The sequence below is a fragment of the Flectobacillus longus genome (assembly GCF_030056705.1).
GTDB lineage: Bacteria > Bacteroidota > Bacteroidia > Cytophagales > Spirosomataceae > Flectobacillus > Flectobacillus longus.
Genome location: NZ_JASHIC010000035.1, coordinates 23,494 through 43,498, shown reverse-complemented (window position 1 = coordinate 43,498; position 20,005 = coordinate 23,494). Strand labels below are relative to the sequence as shown.

General features: G+C 36.0%; 18 protein-coding genes. 13 read left to right on the top strand and 5 right to left on the bottom strand.

Annotated elements, in window-relative coordinates; translation table 11 throughout:
* Nucleotides 1-8: 8 nt before the first annotated feature.
* Nucleotides 9-3,281, bottom strand: coding sequence for a SusC/RagA family TonB-linked outer membrane protein (locus QM491_RS22425; protein WP_283329767.1), 3,273 nt, complete (start codon nucleotides 3,279-3,281; stop codon nucleotides 9-11).
* A 353-nt stretch (nucleotides 3,282-3,634) separates the two neighbouring features.
* Between QM491_RS22425 and QM491_RS22420 the strand changes: the two genes are divergently transcribed.
* The 7 genes from QM491_RS22420 (at nucleotide 3,635) to QM491_RS22390 (ending at nucleotide 10,462) form a co-directional block, all read left to right on the top strand.
* On the top strand, nucleotides 3,635-4,345 hold the full coding sequence (locus QM491_RS22420) for a FadR/GntR family transcriptional regulator (protein ID WP_283329766.1): 711 nt from the start codon (nucleotides 3,635-3,637) through the stop codon (nucleotides 4,343-4,345).
* A 586-nt stretch (nucleotides 4,346-4,931) separates the two neighbouring features.
* The gene (locus QM491_RS22415; protein ID WP_283329765.1) at nucleotides 4,932-6,290 is read left to right on the top strand and encodes a replication initiation protein; all 1,359 of its coding nucleotides are present in this window, start codon (nucleotides 4,932-4,934) and stop codon (nucleotides 6,288-6,290) included.
* A gap of 69 nt (nucleotides 6,291-6,359) precedes the next feature.
* Nucleotides 6,360-7,328, top strand: a complete 969-nt coding sequence (locus tag QM491_RS22410) for a ParA family protein (RefSeq protein ID WP_283329764.1) — start codon at nucleotides 6,360-6,362, stop codon at nucleotides 7,326-7,328.
* A complete protein-coding gene (locus QM491_RS22405; protein ID WP_283329763.1) occupies nucleotides 7,329-8,207 on the top strand; it encodes a ParB N-terminal domain-containing protein in 879 nt (292 codons plus the stop codon).
* Nucleotides 8,208-8,919: 712 nt separating this feature from the next.
* Nucleotides 8,920-9,129, top strand: coding sequence for a helix-turn-helix domain-containing protein (locus QM491_RS22400; protein ID WP_283329762.1), 210 nt, complete (start codon nucleotides 8,920-8,922; stop codon nucleotides 9,127-9,129).
* Between the two features lie 3 nt (nucleotides 9,130-9,132).
* A complete protein-coding gene (locus QM491_RS22395) occupies nucleotides 9,133-9,456 on the top strand; it encodes a HipA N-terminal domain-containing protein (RefSeq protein ID WP_283329761.1) in 324 nt (107 codons plus the stop codon).
* A 1-nt stretch (nucleotide 9,457) separates the two neighbouring features.
* A complete protein-coding gene (locus QM491_RS22390) occupies nucleotides 9,458-10,462 on the top strand; it encodes a type II toxin-antitoxin system HipA family toxin (protein ID WP_283329760.1) in 1,005 nt (334 codons plus the stop codon).
* A gap of 166 nt (nucleotides 10,463-10,628) precedes the next feature.
* Here QM491_RS22390 and QM491_RS22385 read toward each other — a convergent pair whose 3' ends face one another.
* Entirely contained in the window at nucleotides 10,629-11,525 is an 897-nt protein-coding gene (locus tag QM491_RS22385) for a helix-turn-helix domain-containing protein (RefSeq protein WP_283329759.1), read from the bottom strand.
* 150 nt (nucleotides 11,526-11,675) lie between these two features.
* On the opposite strand from QM491_RS22385, the gene QM491_RS22380 reads away from it, so the two are divergent.
* The 6 genes from QM491_RS22380 (at nucleotide 11,676) to QM491_RS22355 (ending at nucleotide 17,063) form a co-directional block, all read left to right on the top strand.
* Nucleotides 11,676-12,440, top strand: a complete 765-nt coding sequence (locus QM491_RS22380; RefSeq protein ID WP_283329758.1) for a hypothetical protein — start codon at nucleotides 11,676-11,678, stop codon at nucleotides 12,438-12,440.
* Nucleotides 12,441-12,443: 3 nt separating this feature from the next.
* Complete coding sequence (locus QM491_RS22375) at nucleotides 12,444-12,962, top strand: (2Fe-2S)-binding protein (protein WP_283329757.1); 519 nt, start codon at nucleotides 12,444-12,446, stop codon at nucleotides 12,960-12,962.
* Between the two features lie 11 nt (nucleotides 12,963-12,973).
* The gene (locus QM491_RS22370; RefSeq protein ID WP_283329756.1) at nucleotides 12,974-15,151 is read left to right on the top strand and encodes a xanthine dehydrogenase family protein molybdopterin-binding subunit; all 2,178 of its coding nucleotides are present in this window, start codon (nucleotides 12,974-12,976) and stop codon (nucleotides 15,149-15,151) included.
* 301 nt (nucleotides 15,152-15,452) lie between these two features.
* Entirely contained in the window at nucleotides 15,453-16,025 is a 573-nt protein-coding gene (locus QM491_RS22365) for a DapH/DapD/GlmU-related protein (protein ID WP_283329755.1), read from the top strand.
* 136 nt (nucleotides 16,026-16,161) lie between these two features.
* A complete protein-coding gene (locus tag QM491_RS22360) occupies nucleotides 16,162-16,575 on the top strand; it encodes a (R)-mandelonitrile lyase (RefSeq protein ID WP_283329754.1) in 414 nt (137 codons plus the stop codon).
* Nucleotides 16,518-17,063, top strand: coding sequence for a cyclophilin-like fold protein (locus tag QM491_RS22355; RefSeq protein ID WP_283329753.1), 546 nt, complete (start codon nucleotides 16,518-16,520; stop codon nucleotides 17,061-17,063). Before QM491_RS22360 ends, QM491_RS22355 begins: the two co-directional genes overlap by 58 nt.
* Nucleotides 17,064-17,181: 118 nt before the next feature.
* On the opposite strand, the gene QM491_RS22350 is transcribed toward QM491_RS22355, so the two are convergent.
* The 3 genes from QM491_RS22350 to QM491_RS22340 form a co-directional block, all read right to left on the bottom strand.
* Nucleotides 17,182-17,544 (bottom strand): sugar 3,4-ketoisomerase, encoded by a 363-nt coding sequence (locus QM491_RS22350; RefSeq protein ID WP_283329752.1) that lies wholly within the window; start codon nucleotides 17,542-17,544, stop codon nucleotides 17,182-17,184.
* A gap of 252 nt (nucleotides 17,545-17,796) precedes the next feature.
* The gene (gene hutF / locus QM491_RS22345; protein WP_283329751.1) at nucleotides 17,797-19,176 is read right to left on the bottom strand and encodes a formimidoylglutamate deiminase; all 1,380 of its coding nucleotides are present in this window, start codon (nucleotides 19,174-19,176) and stop codon (nucleotides 17,797-17,799) included.
* A gap of 10 nt (nucleotides 19,177-19,186) precedes the next feature.
* Nucleotides 19,187-19,984 carry an N-formylglutamate amidohydrolase gene (locus QM491_RS22340; RefSeq protein ID WP_283329750.1) on the bottom strand — a complete coding sequence of 266 codons (798 nt, stop codon included), beginning with the start codon at nucleotides 19,982-19,984 and terminating at the stop codon, nucleotides 19,187-19,189.
* Between the last annotated feature and the right edge of the window lie 21 nt (nucleotides 19,985-20,005).

The following is a 20,005-nucleotide window of genomic DNA, read 5'->3' as shown; positions in this document are numbered from 1 at the left end:
CTTTAATATTAAAATGACACTTGTACTCCCATCACAACAGTTCTTGGCGTTGGATACGTACCCGAATAGATTCCTCCTGAGGCTGGCTCTGGCGAAGGACCGCTAAACTTCGTGATATAGAAAAGATTATTGAAGTTGGCGTAAATACGAGCTTGAGAGAATAGTTTATTCACTATGGTGCTTTTCGATAAATCATAAGAAAGGGTAATTTCACGACAAGCTAAGTAATCTCCTTTTTCATAAAATCTTGAGTTGTTGCCATTCAAAACCGCTCCAGCGTTATTGGCTCTCGTATAGTTTTTCTTTCCTGCTGGTGCTCCTACTTGGTCTGCATAATACACTTTTGGAATATCAGTATCGGTATTGGTTGGTGACCAAGCATTTTTCTGCAATTCGAGATAGTTGAAAGTTCCCTGATAGTTACCCAGTGTACGAGCCACAAGGTCATTATAAATCGTATGTCCTAATGCAAAATCAAATCTGGTAAAGAGCGAAAAGCGTTTGTAAGACAAGGTTGAAGTAAATCCTCCTATGACATTAGGGTTGACATTTCCCAAATACACTTGGTCGCGAGAGTCGATGATATTGTTGTTATCTACGTCGAGCCAATTGACATCTCCTGGGGTAATTTTATTAGTCATTGTTGTCGATGGGCCGCCAATTGCTGCAACATTATCTACTCTATTACCCGCAATGCGAGCTACTTCTTCATCATTTTTGAAAATCGACACTTGTTTGTAGCCATAAATAGCTCCCAATGGCTGACCTTCTTGCAAACCTCCTACCCACACGACTTTTCCTTGTGCAGGGTCATAAACTTGTAGACCTCCTTGGCGATTATTTTCATTGCCGTTGAATGGAAGTTGTAAAATTTTGTTTGCAACAAATGAAACATTACCCCCAACATTCCAAACTAATCCGTTTGGTTTTTGTAGAATTGTTGCATTCAAAGTCAGTTCCAGACCTGTATTTTGGAATGTACCCAAATTGGTACGCACGGAGCTGTATCCTGTGTAACTTGGTAGGGTCAAGTTGGTCAACAAATCGCTGGTACGACGGTCATAATAATCCACCATTAAGCTGATACGATTTTTGAGTAAACCAACGTCTACACCAACGTCCAAAGTGGTACTTTTCTCCCATCGCAAGCCTGTGTTAATAATGCTTGTGCTCAAAAAGCCCAAATTGGTATTATAATTTCCTTGCGAACCATAAACTCCTTGCACTTCATAGTTCCCAATACCTGCTACGTTACCGTTTACTCCGTAACTAAATCTTGGTTTTACTGAACTCACGTAATCACTCAAACTACTATTTTTGAAAAACTCTTCTTTGTGCAAATTCCAACCTGCCGACATTCCCGGAAAAATACCAAATCGATTATCCGAAGCCAAACTTGAAATACCATCTCTTCTTACTACAAAATTTAATAAATAGCGCTCATCGAAATCATAGTTCAAGCGACCAAATTGTGAGAAAATTCGATATTCGTCTTTGTAAGAATAATTACTTCCAGCAGCAAATGTGGTCGAAGCATTGGCGGTTTCAATGTCATCGGTTGGTGCATTTTGACCTAAAACTTGCATTTCAAAAGTTTTTTGTTTGAAATATTCCGTACCAATCATGGCAGTCAAATGATGTTTATCTCCCAGATTTTTCTGGTAATTCAAAATCGCATTGTATTGCTGCTGAAACGAACGAGAGAACAATGATGACGCATTTCTAGTAGTATTGCTATACGACACTGGATTAGTGTACAAGTTTGTATAGTTTTGAGTAGCTAAACTAAATGAGTTGTTCAGTGACTCAAACAAATACGCATTGCCTGAAACCTTCAAATATAAATCTTTGGTAATATCATACTTCGCCGAAGCATTGACCGTAATACGATTTACCTCATTTTCACGCTTTGTTTTTTGTAACCAATACAATGGGTTTCCATCTGTAACGCCATTGCCGGGGTTTGGCTGAGTTTTCAAAGAATCCAACCAAGGATTCATCGTTGGCCAAATTGCTAAACTTCTGTACAAAGTATTGGCTTCCGAACCAAGCGTTCCGATTTGAGACGAAGTCGAAAACGTTGCTCCCGTCGAAATTTCCAAGTTAGGTCTTACTTTATAAGAACCGTTCAGATTACCTGTATAACGCTTGTAATCAGAACCAACAATTACACCTTGTTCGTTGTAATAGTCAAAACTTGCAAAATATTTCCCTTTATCATTACCCCCTTCTACACTCAGGTAATGGTCTTGCGTATAGGTATTTCTAAAAATCAGATTCTCAATTTCGCCACCATGATCTTTGTACAAAATTGAACCGCCATAAGGGTCGTCTAGCGATTGCCAGCCTTGCGCCAACAGACCCGCATTGACAGGCGTATTGGCACGAATATCAAATAAGCCTAAATTGGCAGCATCCGTCAATAAGCCATACCCACGAGTAGCATTGACTTGCGCCAATGTTCTACCTGAGTTCAAATTTCCCAAACGATTGTAATAGATATAATCACGCGCATTCATGTACTTATATCCTTCTCGGTTTTTGTTATAACCCAAGGTAAATTTGTAATTCACTCTTGCAACACCTGCTTTTCCTTGTTTGGTAGTAATCAAAATAACCCCATTGTTGGCTCTTGCACCATAAATGGCTGTTGACGCAGCATCTTTCAAAAGCTCCATCGATTCAATATCGTCTGGCGCAATATCATTGAGTGCTCTAATAACACCATCAACTACAACCAACGGCGCTCCAGGGCTGTTGATTGAGGCGCCCCCACGAAGCAAAATGGTAGGTGCCGCTCCAGGTGTACCCGAACGGTTGATGACTTGCAAACCAGCCAAAGACCCTTGTAAGGCTGTCCCAAGGTTGGCTCTTGGGGCATTAGCAAGAATGTCTTTTTCGAGTTTTCCAATCGAGCTGGTTATGTTGCGTCTCGATTGTGTTCCATACCCTACCACCACTACTTCTCCCAAAGAAGTAACATCCGAACGCAACTGAATGCTCAAATTTGTTGCAGTTCCTATTTTGATTTCCTCCTTGATATATCCCACATAGCTTATCACCAAAATATCCCCTTCAGTAGCCATCAAAGAGAACTCTCCTTTTTCGTTGGTACTGGCTCCTTGTGTTTTCCCTTTCAAGAGAATCGAAACACCGGGCAGCGCTTCGCCATTTTCTAAAGCGGTAATTTTTCCGCTCACTTTTTTGCTTTGCCCCCATGAAACAAATGTCCACAAAATGCAAATCATGAGTAAACCCACTTTCTGATAAATGTTTTTCATATTAAAGTTTAGTTAATGTATTATGTATGACATAACAAAGGTATAGACTAGCGAGTCATTTATGCAAGTTTTTAGTAACATTTTTATAAATTATTTTATTTTAGTAGTAAATACTTACTTATTTGAAATGGTAGCACTTATTTATAAGCTTTTATGCTAATAACATGTAATACTTATAATCATAATTATGAATAATCATTTATAATATATGAGTGATTTATAGAAAACATAAGCTTCATGTTAGACAAAATAATTAAATGGCGATTAAATGCCTTTTTGCTCGAATTTTCATGATTTTTGCTTTTCAAATTCGATAGATTATACTACTTTTATAAAAATAAGTAATACATAATATGACAAATGAAGATTTTAATGATAGCTTTATCACAGTAGATAATAGTTCGTTGGTAGATAAAGTTGAGGCCAATTTGGTGGAGTTGCTCCAAAGCCGCAAACTCAAAGTTGGTGATGTAATTCCCAAAGAAGTAGAATTAGTTGAGCTTTTGGGCGTGAGTAGAACAGTAATCCGTGAAGCGATTACTCGACTGCGTACTATGGGTATTATTGAATCCAAAAAGAAAAAAGGTTCGGTGATTACAAGCCCCGACATTGTAAGTATCATGAGCAAAAGCATGAATCCTTACATTCTCGATGAGGATACTTTGCGTGAAATTTTTGAATTGCGTTTGGTGTTGGAAATTGGTATGGCAGATTTAATTTTTCAAAAAATTACGCAAAAGGATATCGATGAGTTGAAGGAAATTGTCAAGAATGAACCTAGTTCTAGCGAATCTCATTTGTTCAATATCGAACACGAAATTAATTTTCATGGAAAACTCTATGAAATTACTGGAAACAAAACACTCAAGAGTTTTCAGAAAATGTTACTCCCTATTTTTGATTATGTACACAATAGTGGTCTACTGAAGAAAGATTTACCACAAAGGAAATTTGTTTCTCATAAAGGCTTGGTTGACATTCTTGAGAATGGCTCGCCAGAACTTTTCCGTAATGGCATGAGAAACCACCTAGAAAATCATTTTGCGAGACTTTTTGCTGAGTAAATGATAAAATACCTAAGTCGAGTATTTTGAGCGCTTAAAATCAAAATATGAGCGCTTTTTAAAGTTAAAAAATTCCCTCTGAAAGTTTACTTGATTTTTTTTCGTTTTTCTTTTTTCGCTGAAAAAAGAAAAACGACTTTTATGGGGTGCCGCAATAAACAATTCTTTCTAAATCACTGAATGAAAAAATCCTTATTTTTAAACTTTTAAAAAAATTAAAAAAAAATCAACGCTGTTTGTCAAATTCTTTCATTTCTTTCCTTTTCTTTCTATTCTTTCAGGCTTCGCAACTAATTGATTTTCAATGGTTTAAGTACCATAAAAACGACTTTTATGGGTCATAAAACGACTTTTATGGGATATAAAACGACTTTTATGGGTCATAAAACGACTTTTATGGGGTACAATAACGACTTTTATGGGTCAATAACGACTTTTATGGGGATTTATCCACATTTTGTAAAAACGACTGTGGATAAATTGTGTCGTTTTTACTTTTTTTTGTGACTTCAAGGTACTAATTTCGTAAAAACGACTAAAGAAATAATTAGTCGTTCTACCATCTAAATCATTGCCCAAATCATCCATGAGTAAAGAGCATAGAGAAAAAGCCATTGAAGTTATTTCGAGAGATCCTAATAGATTAGTCAAGACCAATCCGATTATTAATGCTAAGTTTGACATTACAGCAGTACAGATGAAAGTTTTTCTGAAAGTCATTGCATCTGTCGATCAGAGTAATGACGATTTGCCTGATGTTCAGATTTCTTTGAAAGAATTTCAAAACTTTGTAGGTGGGAAAACCAAAAACTTATTAAAATACTTACAAGAAGAACTGACCAAACTTCGTAAAAAAGATATTTATTACGAAGATGATAAAATCAAATTAGAAGCAAACTTCTTTAGCTCAATCGTTTATGACAAAGTTGAGGCAAAATTTATTTTTGAGTTTTCCAATAAGCTCAAACCCTTCCTTTTACAAATCAAAGAAAACTTTACGGTTTTAGATATACGTAATCTACTTTTTTTAGATAGTATTTATGCCATTCGATTTTATGAATTCTGTAAACAATACGAGCGCTTTGGTTCATTTGAGTTAGATGTTGAAGATTTGAAAGATCGTTTGGGGCTTTCGACCAGATACAAAAATTATTTTGATTTCAAACTTAAAGTATTGCAACAAGCCAGAACAGAATTAGAGAGTAGTTCGGATTTATATTTTGATTTTGAAGAAATTAAATCAGGAAAAAAAGTAATTCGTTTACGCTTTATTATTATCGAAAATCGCCAGAAGACAAAAGTGGATGAAAGTTTGCAATTCCAAATTGTAGAGATTCACACACTCGTGAAAGATTATGTTACAGAGGCAGTTGTGAATACCTGGTTTAAGAAATATCCTTATGCCCAAATTTTGGCAGGAGTAGAATATACACTCAAAGAAATAAAACAAGGAAAAGTACAAGATCCAGCTCGTTATTTACAAAAGATGGTGAGTGCCGAAGATATTGTCAAACAACAAGAAACCAAAGAACTCAAGATTAGAGCTCATCAAGAACAGTTGATTATTACGGAGAATATTAAAGTCCAAGAAAAGTCGATTACTTACCAAAAAGATTCTTTGCTTAAAGCCTATTATGATGACTGCTTGGAATATGCTATCCATTTGTTGAAGTCTGATACGTCTGTTGGAGTTGCTATTTATAATGAACTTAAAGGTAAAATTGAAAATGGCCCTAAAACTGTTACAGATGAATTGGTATGGGAGTATATTTTGGCTTCGGACGAAAGCTCTATTCCAATGAAATTTTATGGAGCTATTCAAAATCAGCAGTTTATGGTAACAAGTTTTGTTGTAACTTGGTGTAAAAATCATTTTGCTTCTAATTTTCAAAAAATCAAAGAACCCTATCTTCCAAAAGCAAAAGAATTTGGTTTGGTTTTATAAGATATAAAAAAAGACATTTATTGTTCAAATAGATTACAAATATTATATTTACGCAATAAATGTTTTTTTATGCTTACTACAGACTTACTAATTCGTTTTCTCAATAGAAATCCAGCCCTCACCATAACCGGTATTGAAAAAGAAGCTGGTATGGCGATTCGTTCGCTTACTCAAATTATCTCTCTCAAACGCGAACTTACTGACAAGCAACGTAGCAAATTGTTACCTGTTTTAATGAAATATGGTTACAACGAAGCTTTCAACCTTAAAGCTACTGTTATTGCTATAGCCAATAACAAAGGTGGTGTAGGAAAGACAACTACAACAGCCTATTTGGGTGAAGCGTTATCAAATCGTGGCTTGAAAGTACTATTAATTGACCTCGACTCGCAAGGAAACTTGAGTCAGATATTTAACGTAACTACCGAAAATGGACAAGTATTTAATTCTTTGGTGAATTATACCATTCCATTGCATATCGAAGAAGTTACTGAGTATTTGCATATTGCACCATCTGACTTAGAACTCCAAAAGGCCGAACAAATCTTACTGTCGGCTCCAGCTAGTCAACAACGTTTGCAAAGAGCTCTAGTTCCATTTCTGGATATTTACGATTTTATTTTGATTGACTGCCCCCCTTCCCTATCGGTATTGACACTCAACGCATTGAATGCCGCTAATTCGTGCATAGTGGCTATGCAACCTGAAATGAATGCAGTGAATGGTCTTAACTCGCTTTTTGGCGTAATTTACGAAACTCAGATTTTTTCAAATCCAACACTACATATTGAAGGTATTTTGTTTACGATTGTTGAGAAAAATACGGTACACACTAGTATGAAAGAGGCCGTAAGAGAGAACTATCAAAGTGTCAATATTTTTGATACTGAGATTAAGAAAGGAATCGAAATTAAAAAAGCTCAAGCTTTAAAAGCCCCAATTTTTGACTTTGATAAAAATTCTGCTGCTGCCAAATCTTATGATGAGTTGGCTCTGGAGCTCCTCAATAATATTAATTCAAAACGTAATTCGAAATAGATGGCTAAGAAGATAGATTTTAAAGCTCAAATGAAATCAAATGTTACCAAAACAGTGACTTCAGGTTTGATTTCGAATGAGAATATTAAACAACGAATCACGATTTTAGATGAACTCAAAGACTTGATTCAACCTTTACAAAAAGATGAATTTGAAGGGCTCGAAACTAATATTTTAGCAAATGGCTGTAAGGACTCTTTAGTGATTTGGCAAACCACTGAACAAAAAGTAAATCCTAATTCTGAGACTGATCTCGAGCTGTTTGTATTGGTAGATGGTCATAATAGATACTTGATTTGTCAAAAACATAATCTACCATTCAATATTGTTTTGATGTTTTTTGAGACAATTCTTGATGTTAGAAATTATATGCTTGACCTACAAATGGGTCGTCGAAATCTGAGTCCAACACAGATGGCCTATTATCGTGGTTTGAGATACAATGCTGAGAAATTGACCATTAAAGAATCTAATTTTTTGGCTGAAGGAGTGGAATTAAAAACTTCCGAAAAAATTGCGCAGCAATTTAAGGTTGATGAAAAAACTATTCGTAGAGATGGGGATTTTGCCAGTGGTCTTGAAAAGCTAGATATTGATTTTCGTAAGCAAGTACTTGCGGGTGAAGTAAAGATTCCTAAAAAAGTAATTCAACAATTGAGTAAAACGGTTATCGAACAACCTATCTCAAGTGTAGAGGCCTTAGATTTGCTTGTTGCTCAGCCAACGCCTGTGTCTAATTCTTCAAATGCGACTGCTACCGACAAAGTTTTTAAGGATATTGATACTATGCTTAAGATGATTCAATCGTCAAAATCTAAAGTGCACTTTTATCAACTAAAACAATTGGTAAATTCGCTTGAAAGTTTTATGACTGATTAGATTACAGTATCTACTTTTCTACCAATAGCCCAAGTGGACATTTTGTCCACTTGGGCTATTGGTTTTTTATAGTTTGAGTTTTGCAATATTTTATTGAAATAAAAATTGTATTTTTTATAGTTTTTGAACAATGATAAGCATTTGATTCAGTGCTCAATACCCCATAAAAGTCGTTATTAAAACTTCTTAAAATAATGATTTTATCAAGCGGACATTATGCCCGCTTGATAAAAAATACTAAAATTAGAGAGGATCTTCTTGAGGAAATTTATATACATAAACTTATGTTCTAGGTGAGAGAAAACCAAGTGGACATTTTGTCCTCTTGAGAGTTTTCAGCTACTGCTTATAGAAGTTAATTTTCTAAAATAACCCATAAAAGTCGTTTTTAAAAGATGATTTAATAGAGGCTTACAATGCTAGCGGACATTTTGTCCTTTTGGGCAATATGAAGTGTATAGGGGTTTTTATAAAGCTAAAAGACCTATAAAAGTCGTTTTTACTTTGGTATAATTTCCCTTTTTCTAGCATATTTATTATCCATTTGGAAATTTGTTTTTTTGAGTAATATCGATAAAATCACATTATAATGTGTGTTTTAGCGTCATTTTAATATCTGTATTGTGATATTTTACTAAAATCATAATATAATGTGATTTTTAGTTTATTTTTTATTAGAAATAGATATTTTTACATAAAAAATCACAATATAATGTTAGTTCAAGATTTAGGAAATATCATCAAAATAAGACGAAAAGAATTGAAGATTACCCAACCTCATTTGGCTGAGTTGGCAGGCATAAGTACAAATACACTGTATAAACTCGAACGAGGGCAAGGAAATCCTTCTTTAGATATACTTAACAAATTAGCTGAAGTTCTTGGCTTAGAATTATCAATGAATATTAGAAAAAGTGTGTAAACAATGAGAAAAGCAGCTGTTTATCGAAATGGTATTTTTGCAGGAATACTCATGGAAGAAAATCGGAAGCGATATATTTTTAAGTATGAAAAAATATATTTTGACGATATCAAAATGCCAGCCATAAGCCTTACACTTCCAAAGAACAAGCAAGAATATACAAGCGAGGTACTGTTCCCGTTCTTTTTTAATATGCTTAGCGAAGGGGTAAATCGTAAATTACAAAGTACACAACTACGCATAGACGAAGATGATAGTTTTGGCTTGTTGATGGCGACAGCACAAAGCGACACTATTGGAGCAGTAACGGTAAAACCTGTCGTATAAAATGAATCTAAATACATTAAAATATTGTCCAGGAACATTAGCAGAAGGATTTTCTACTTACAGTCCGAGTTGCTTGAAAAATATGTTTAATGGAAAAAAGGTAATCCACATTTTGCCTTATGAACAAGCCCAACAAAATGAAGAAGTAGCAGAGTTATTTATCGAGAATCGCAAACGCATTTCTATTTCAGGGGTGCAAGAGAAATTGAGTTTAGTACTCGAAAAAAATCAACTTCGCTTAACGCATCAAGGAGAACAAGGTACTTATATTTTAAAACCAATTCCGAGAGATTTAAAGAAAGTCGAGCAAGTACCCGCTAACGAGCATTTGACGATGCAAATTGCCAAACAAGTGTACGGACTCAATACCGCAGAAAATGCTTTGATATTTTTTAAAGATGGTTCGCCAGCCTATATCACCAAAAGATTTGATGTAAAAAAAGATGGAGGAAAATGGGGTAAAGAGGATTTTGCAACCTTGGCAGGAAAAACGAAAGATAATGCTGGTGCTAATTTCAAATACGAATACAGCTATGAAGAAATTGGCGCACTCATAAAACAGTACGTACCAGCGTGGCGTGTCGAGATTGAAAAGTATTTTGTACTGGTGGTGTTCAATTATTTATTTAGCAATGGCGATGCCCATTTGAAAAACTTTTCCTTGCTTGAGTCTTCTGGTGGGGATTATTTCATGAGTCCAGCCTATGATTTAATCAATACAAGACTTCATGTTGATGATACTGATTTTGCCTTAGACAGAGGGCTATTTGTGGATGATTTTCAAAGTATAGAATTCAAAAACTCAGGACATCCTTCCAAAGCCGATTTTGTGGAATTTGGCAAAAGAATAGGAGTATTGGAAAGTAGAATAGAAAAAATATTTATGCCATTACTAAAAAAACAACAATTAGTTGAAACCTTAGTCAATCATTCTTATTTGAATGACAGCAACAAACGAGGTTATTGGCAAATGTACAATACACGAAGAAATAGTCTGAACAAGTAAATAAAAAGCTTGAATTGAGTGAATGAGTGATTATTTTTTTAAATAAATATTTCACTTGTAAAGACGTAATAAAATTGTGTCACCCAGTATTGTATTATCAAAAAATTGGAATGCAATCCTAATTTGAAAATAATTACTCATTCACTCAATTAAGGGTGGTTCAGGGCTAATTTAAGCGATATTCTAATGGTGTGACACCTAGTTTCTGTTTAAAAAATCTAGTAAAATGTTGCGGGTACTTGAAACCCAATTCATACGAAATCTCACTTAACGATTTAGTAGTATCCAAAACACGTTCCTTGGCAAAATCCAATAATTTTAATTGGATATACTCTAGTGCCGTTTTTCCTGTCTCCTTCTTGATTAAATCTCCAAAATAATTAGCGGATAAATGCAGGCAATCTGCAAAATATGCTACCGATGGAAGCCCTTTCGTCGCCAAATCTTTCCCATATACATAATCGGTCAATAGTTGGTCAAATTGCAAAAGGATACCTTGATGAACTTCCTCACGAGTGATAAACTGTCGGTCATAAAATCTTGAAAAGTATTTCAATAATAGCTCAAGATTAGCAATAATAAGCTTTTTGCTATGCCTATCAATATTTTGATTTATTTCAGAAGAAATATTTTCGATACAATTCATGATAGTTTCTTTTTCTCGTTCAGATACGTGTAATGCTTCGTTTGACTGATAAGAAAAATAGCTAAACTCGTGAATTTGACGCCCCAAAGATGTTCCCTTGATTAAGTCTGGATGAAAAACCAAAGCAGTGCCAAAGGGCTGATGAATTTCTCCTTCTGGCTCAGTCGAAATAATTTGTTCAGGAGCAAAAAATACAATAGTCCCTTCATCATAATCATAGTAAGTATTACCATAGCGTAAATCACCACACTTGGATTCTTTGAGAATAATAGCATAAATCCCCATTTTGAATTTACTACGAGGTAAAGGATTCGATTTCCCCAAATCGACTAAACTAATCAGAGGATGCAACGCTGAGTTGTTGAATGTCTGACTATACTGCTTGACGGTATCATAAATAACCATGGTCTTTTCCATTTTGTTGATACTTCTAAATTATGGAAGAAAAATATTCGTGTGGCATAGACCAGTAAAAGTGGTAAGTAAAACCGTAAAATTTATAAAAAAACAAGACTTTTAAAAGTATAATTTTGAAACTGATTTACATTATCCAAAAACACAATATAAATGAACTTGATGAAATTATGTACCCTGATGGCATTTGCCCTCATGGGTAGGCTTGTTTATGGGCAACAAGACAGTACCAAAACGATTAATACCTTTAGTGGTTTTGTAGGAGTGACCAATAATGGCTTTTCAATTATTCCTACATTTTCTTTAAATAAGCCAGCGGTAGTAACCAATTTTGCGTGGAGAAAAAATCGATTTAGCTTCAATCCTGACATAAGATTAGTGTCGGATGCCAGCAAAGGAGGAATGATTTTTTGGTTGAGATACCATCTTGTCGAACAAAAAAAATTTAGCTTACGTGTAAGTGCACATCCAGCTTTTACACTTGTAAAAAGAATTGTTTCAGATAACACTGCATCGCAAGAAATTACAGAAATGTTGAGATTTTTGGCTTATGAAATTGCGCCCAATTATCAAATTACACCTAATTGGAGTGTGAGTGCTGTTTACTTGCAAGGAAATTCGTTACAATTGCACGGGCCACAAGAAACCAAAGTTTTGTTTCTGAATACCAGTATTTCTAACATAAAATTGGGTGGTGATTTGAGATTTCAGCTTGTGCCATCCTTCTATTTTTTAAATACAGATGGTTACACAGGTAAATATCTCTCATTAACAGGGATTTTATCAAAAAAAGAGAGTCCTTTTACTATACAATCAACAATAAATCAGACATTTACTTCTACTATTCCAGATAACAAGCAATTTATGTGGAATGTAATGTTAAGTTATAATTTTAGTAAAAACTTTAATCAGAAATAAGAGATGAAAACTTACACATTATCTGTCAACAACAAAACGATTAAAGTCGAAGCCGAACCTGAAACGCCTATGCTTTGGGTACTTCGTGACTATGTTGGTTTAAAAGGTACTAAGTTTGGTTGTGGTATGGGCTTGTGCGGGGCGTGTACAATTCACGTAGATGGACAGGCGATTCGTTCTTGTCAAACGCCAATTTCTACCATAAAAACGAATAGTAAGATTATTACCATCGAAGGTGTTTCGGAGGGACTCCACGCCGCCAAAATCGACCAAGTAGTTCAAAAGGCATGGATTGATGAACAAGTGCCTCAATGTGGCTATTGTCAGTCAGGTCAGATAATGTCGGCTGTGGCTTTGTTAAAAGCCAATCCTAATCCATCGGATGAAGATATTGATACTTATATGGCTGGGAATATTTGTCGTTGTGGTACTTACGTGCGTATTCGTAAGGCTATTCATTCAGCTGCTAAGGAGTTGAAAACAGAAAAAGGTACTACTAAACGCCCTTCAAACACTCGCTAAACTTTACAACTATGTCATCTAAACAGATTCAGCGCCGTGATTTTTTACGATATGCAGGTTTATCGGGAGCGGCAATTATTTTGGGTGTTTCTAATTCTTCAGCAAAAGCTCAAGAATTAGAGGTAGTGATATCTCTGGATGTAGGATCGACACCCTACAATTTCACGCCATACATTATTATCGAGGATACAGGAAAAATTACCATTTTTAATTCTAAACCAGAAATTGGACAAGGTACCTATCAGTCAATTACAGCCTTGGTTGCAGAAGAATTGGAAGTTTCTCCAGAGCAATATATTGTACAACAAACAGGAGGAGAAAGTAAGTTTGGTCCTGCTCAGTTTTCGGGAGGTAGCTTTTCGGTGCGTTCGAGTTATTTTGATATGCGCAAAGCGGGAGCTGCTGCACGCGAAATGCTGATTACCGCCGCAAGTCAGCAATGGAATGTACCTATTACGGAATGTTATGCCGAAAAAGCTCAGGTTTTTCATAAACCAACAGGTAAAAAAATAGCCTATGGAGCATTGGTAGAAACAGCATCAAAATTGGAAGTTCCTAAAAATCCAACTTTGAAAGATGCTAAAGATTTTAAGATACTTGGCAAATCCATCAAGCGTCAGGATGTTCCCTTGAAAGTAACAGGAAAAGCAGTGTTCGGCATAGACGCAGAAGTGCCAAATATGGTATATGCCTCGGTAGAACGTTGTCCTGTTTTTGGAGGAAGTCTAAAAAGTTTTGATAAAACCGCAACGCTCAACATAGCTGGAGTGGAGCAGGTAATAGAAGTAGAACGTATATTTGGCGTTTACAAATCTATAGGTGTTGCTGTTGTCGCCAAAAACTATTGGGCAGCTTTACAAGGAAGAAAAGCCCTAAAAATTTCTTGGGATTATCAGGGAAAAGAAACATTTAGTTCGAAAGATTATACTAACTCTTTGCATCAATTAGCCCAAAAAGAGGGAGTAGAGGACGCAAATGTGGGAAAGTTTGATGAGACCTATCAAAACACTTCTAAAAAACTAGAGGCTTTCTACGAAACCCCTTTTGTATCGCACTCACCGATGGAGGCAATGAATTGTACGGCACATTGGAAAGAGAACAATACCTTGGAAATTTGGGTATCAACGCAAGTGCCTTCTGATATTATACGAGATTTGACAGGTAGATATGGGTTAAAAGAAGAGCAAGTTACCTTGCATAGCCAACTGAGCGGTGGTGGTTTTGGACGTAGATTAGCTATCGATTTTATTATTGAGGCGGTCAATTTATCTAAATCTATTCAAAAGCCTGTCAAGCTCATTTGGACAAGAGAAGATGATACACAGTTTGGCCCTTACCGTCCGCCTACCTTCTCGGCCATGAAAGGAGCAATTTCGGAAGATGGTAAATTGGTGGCTTTTCAGCATAAAGTTATTTCACCAACCATTATGTCATTTTTAGACCCAAATCATGACAAAACGAAACTTGACCAAAATATGACTGAAGGCATTAGTCATCAGCAATATGAAATTCCGAATATGAAAAACACTTTCGTGTATTCAGATATTCATGTTCCTATTTTTTGGTGGCGTTCGGTAACTAGCTCAACGTTGGCTTTTTCACATGAGTGCTTTATTGACGAACTGGCACACACAGCTGGTAAAGATCCTTTGGCATTTAGGTTAGAAATGTTGACCAAAGAGTCAGATACTAAACGTTTATTACTCAAATTAAAAGAAGTATCCAAATGGGAAAAACCTCTTCCTAAAGGAAAAGGACGCGGTATAGCTCAATGGGAGTTTTTTGCAGGTTTGGGCGGGCATGTTGTAGAGGTAACAAAACTGTCAAACAAGGCTGTAAAGATTGATAAAGTCTATGTTGTGATAGATTTAGGAACTGTAGTAAATCCAGATACCGTAAAAGCCCAAATGGAAGGAGCTGTGATAATGGGTATTACTGCCGCTATCAAAAACGGAATATCCTTTGCAGAAGGGAAAACAGAACAAAGCAATTTTCATGATAACCCTGTACTAAGAATCAACGAAGTTCCCCAAATAGAGGTACATATCTTGGCAGAAGGTGGCAAAACAATCAAAGGTGTTGGAGAACCGGGTCTGCCTCCTGTAGCACCAGCACTGGCTAATGCGATTTTTGCGGCAACAGGTATCCGTGTGCGTAAAATGCCTTTTGACATAGATAATCTAAGCTAGTGCGAAATAGTGGTAAGTTGTTAGGCATTAGTTTAGGAGCTGTTATTCGTCAAGCTATTACAATATACTAATGATAAATTGGGGGTTAGGGTTGTACGAAGGATTATAAAAACTGTTTATATCGGATGTTGGATTTTGGAAGTGTAAGCTTCCATATTTTATAAAAAATAAAAGTATTTTGCTTCATTTCCGAAATCAGAAATCCCAAATCCGCAATAGTTTGAAATCCTTCGTACAGTCCTAACTCACGATTCATCATTGATACTTACAGCCTATCTCTTATTAACAAACTCTTCTAAAAATGAATACACCCTCAAACGATATTTTCACAAGAATGCTCGCAGGCGAGACAATTTTTTTTCATGATCCAGAATATCCTAAAATCATGGAGAAAGTATCGCAAACGATGCAATTGTCTGCAAAACTAAATACCGCCACTGATATACAACAAGCAAGAGAAATACTTTCTCAAATTATAGGAACAAACATAGATGAGAGCACCACTGCGTTTGTTCCTTTTCATACCAATTTTGGAGGGTTTATCCAGCTAGGGAAAAATGTTTTTATCAATCACGATTGTACTTTTCTGGATTTAGGAGGTATTATTATCGAAGATGACGTCATGATTGCTCCTAAAGTAAGCCTTATTTCAGAAAGCCATCCACTACATCCGAGTGAACGAAAAGCATTGGTATTAGGAAAGGTACATATCAAGAAAAATGCTTGGATTGGGGCTGCGGCAACTATTTTACCTGGCGTAACGGTTGGCGAAAACGCTGTTGTTGCTGCTGGAGCAGTCGTGAGTAAAGACGTTCCCGACAATACCGTGGTAGCAGGAGTTCCTGCGAGGGTAATTAAAAGCTTTGAACAATAATTTTACGATTAATTTGCTAGTCAATAAGGAGAAAATATTTCGGTAAAATTGGTGATGAAAACCGTATTTTTTATAAAATAGTTGGGTGCTTCTCAACCTACCTTTGCAAATATCTTTCACGAAAACATCTACAAAAATGTCAGCAGAAAATAGCCTCTTTCCCTTGGGACAACCATTACCACAGGACTGGTTTACAGGGGAAGCATTTTTAACTCTATTGGTTGGGCAAGACCATAACAACGAATTTTCGGCAGGGAGTGTAACTTTCAAAGTTGGCGCTAGGACCAACTGGCATACGCATCCCAAAGGACAAGTGCTTATAGTTATCGAAGGAGAAGGATTTTATCAAGAAAAGGGAAATCCTGCTCGTAAAATTACCAAAGGAGATGTTGTGAATATCCCTGAAAATATTGAACACTGGCATGGTGCTTCAAACAGTTCAGCAATGACGCATATTGCTATTACCAACTTTAAAGAAGGTGTACAAGTAACATGGCTTCAGCCAGTAACAACAGAGGAGTATGCTGTGGTAAATCAGGAGGTTTCTTAGTCGTACTTATCATGATAAAGCAAATTGTACTGATAGGAGGCATCTTGGCAGGTAGTATTGCGTGTGAGAAAAGTGCTACACTACCAAATAAGAGTATCGTTTTAGAAGAAGCTCCCAAAGATTCAATTAGTATGAAAGAAGATAGTATTGTGGTGAAGATTGGTAATCAATCATTTACAGCTGTTCTTTTGAATAATGAAACAGCAAAAGTATTTAGAGCGCTATTGCCTTTGACCTTGAAGATGACAGAGCTTAATACCAATGAAAAATATGCTAGTCTTCCTAAAAGCCTGCCTATTACTCCAACGGTTCCCTCTCGCATTTATACAGGTGATTTGATGCTGTATGGTGCCAACACATTAGTACTTTTTTACAAACCTTTATCAACTACCTACAGCTATACCAAACTCGGTAGTATCATTGATACCTCTGGACTTACTTCAGCTCTGGGAAATAGTGATGTAACAATTCATTTTGACATAAAATAAAAATAACAAACATGAGTACAACTATTGAACTGATAGGTGTATCGCAAATCAATGAGGCTTTTGAGCGTCTTGAAAAAGGAGACATCAAATATCGCTTTGTCGTGGATATGAAGTCTTTTTAACAAGGCTCATGAACCAACTCTTCGATACAATATGGTTGATTTGCTATAATGAGAAGTTTGGCATCATTAGAAAAATAATCAATAGAAAACCAATCTTCTGGTCCTAAAAGAAGACACTTTTGAGCTGTATCTAACACGAACTCTTCCTGAACAGAGCTGTTTTTGCAATTGACACGACAGTTTCCAGAAAGGCAAACCAACGCTAGTTTGGTGGATTTATGACGATATCCCCCATAAGTGATATTGTCATTTCCTTGAATAAAACACACTCTTTTGATGTGTTCGGGAAAGATTTTTTCAAAAACGGTTAAATCACCAGTATCTGAGCTATAACTATCCAATAACAACAATTGACTCATTTATAATAAGGCTAAATAAGATATTAATAATGTGGTTAATTGGAAGAGAAGTATATGTTTATCTAACGAGAAAAGGTAAATATTTCTTAAATCTATTACCTTTTATTGGAAATATAATAATAAAGGAAATAGATAGGGTATTTATACTTAGTTTTTGATGAACATTTGTTAAGCCAACAAAAATATTGCTCGAAAGAAGAATTGTTCACATTGATTCTTTATTCGAGCAATATTTTTTTGAGATAAACAGTGTCAACGATTAGCCATTTTATGAATAGTCTCAACAAAATTCTTTTTAATAGATTCTGCATGTTGGTGCTTTCCTTGCTTTACAATCCATTTTCCTGCCGAAATGGTCCCGTAAATCATACTTTGGTTTTGAGCATAAAGTACAGTATTACAAAGATGCTTCAAAGAGGTAGTAGCAACTAAAGGCTCAGAGGTATCTATCACGACGGCATCGAAATAATCCCCTATTTCAAAAAAATGTGCTGAAGATAAACCCATCGCATTTCTTCCGCCTTTCCAGCTACTTATTAAAGCATTTTGTGCACCATCTGGCTGAACTTGATGAATAAAGGAAGTGCGTTGGTGATGGATAAGTCTTTGTCCGTAATCGAGCCAACGTAATTCTTCTAAATGATTGAGCCCAATATGGCTATCAGTACCGATGCTCCAATTCCCATTTTTAGCATAAAAAGCATTAAAAGGAAAAATGCCATCTCCTAAATTGGCTTCTGTAGAGGGACAAATCACGACGTTGGCACGTGAGGTCAAAATCATCTCCATTTCTTTTGCTGTAATATGGGTAGCATGTACTAAATGAAAATGCTGGTCTATTTCGATATTTGAAAAAAGCCATTCTACGGGTCGCTGCTTTAGGTTTCTTTGTGCATCTTCTACTTCTTTGAGCTGTTCGGCAATATGAATATGAAATGCTTGATTAGGCAAACGATAGGCGACAAGCCTTCTTAAATTTTCTAGATTAACCGCCCGAATTGAGTGGGCACCAATGCCAATATTCACTCTTTCGAATGTTGATGATGCTTGTTTGGAAGATTCGATTAGGGTAAAAAAATCTTCTATCTCTGCATGAATAAACCGCCTTTGTTTTTCATTTGGAGGCTGATGAATACCGCCTTGTTGATACAGAATCGGTATTAAAGTCAAATGAAGTCCCGCTCGCTGAGCTGCTCGCATAAGACTTTGCCCCATTTCTGAAGTGTTTTCAAAAGGTTTCCCGTTGTGTTGATGATGTAAATAATGAAACTCGGCTACAGCGGTATAGCCCATGCAAGCCATTTGAGCATATAGTTGTGTCGCAATGGCTTCGAGTTGTTCTGGCGAAACACGCAGAGCCAAATCATACATGGCATTGCGCCAACTCCAAAAATCATCTGTTTGCCCTTCATGATACTCTGCCAAACCCGCCATGGCATATTGAAAAGCATGAGAATGTGCATTTTGGAAACTAGGTAAAGCATATCCTTCTACACGTTCATCAATGGTTTCATCAGCGATATATTCTTTGATTGATTCTATTTTTCCTAACGAATCAACTGTTACGACTGCCTGTTCTAACCAACCTTCTGGAGTGAGAAGGGCTTTGAATAGATATTTTTGGATTTTCATAAATGATTCATTATTTCAATTGTTCCAAAAGTTGTTCACAAAGGGTTTTTAAAAGTACTTTGATTTTGTCTGCACGAGCTTCGTCATATATTGTTTCGGAGTCATCCATATAATTTGTTTTGGCCATTTCTAATTGAAGAGCATAAAAGCCTTGCACTGGTTTTCCAAAACTTCTTGTAATGTAACCACCTTTAAAAGGATGATTATAAGAAAAACAATAATCGCTGCTCGACAAAATGGTTTGTGCCGACACATCCAAAGCCAAAGTAGAAGTTAGAGAATCGTTATTTCCCAAAATTAAATCGGGAAATGGCGAAGACTGAATACCTAATACTTGTTTTCGGATAGAATGGGCATCAAGCAATAGAACATGACCAAATTGGTTTTTTAGTTGCTGTAAAAGCGCCTCTAATTTCTGATGATAAGGGATAAAGTATTGTTCTATTCGTTTTTGTATTTCGTTATTATTAGGCTCTTGATTAGCTTGGTATAAACGATTTCCATTAAAATCTGTGGTAGGAGCTACGCCCGTTATGACTCGACCATCGTTATACAAAGCCTGATTGTTAGGGTCACGGTTGAGGTCTACGACCCATCGATGATGTGTAGCAACAACTGTTGTGATGCCCAACGCTGGCGCAAAATCATATAATTGATGCACAAACCAATCGGTATCATCCAAATGAGATAATACTTCAGGGTTTAGCTTTGTTTGAATAGAATCAGGAATATAAGCTCCCACATGCGGACAGCTTATGATCATTGGTACGACTGGTGCTGTGGGGTTTATGATATGAAAAATGTCCATAATCTATGGGAAAGAGTAAAT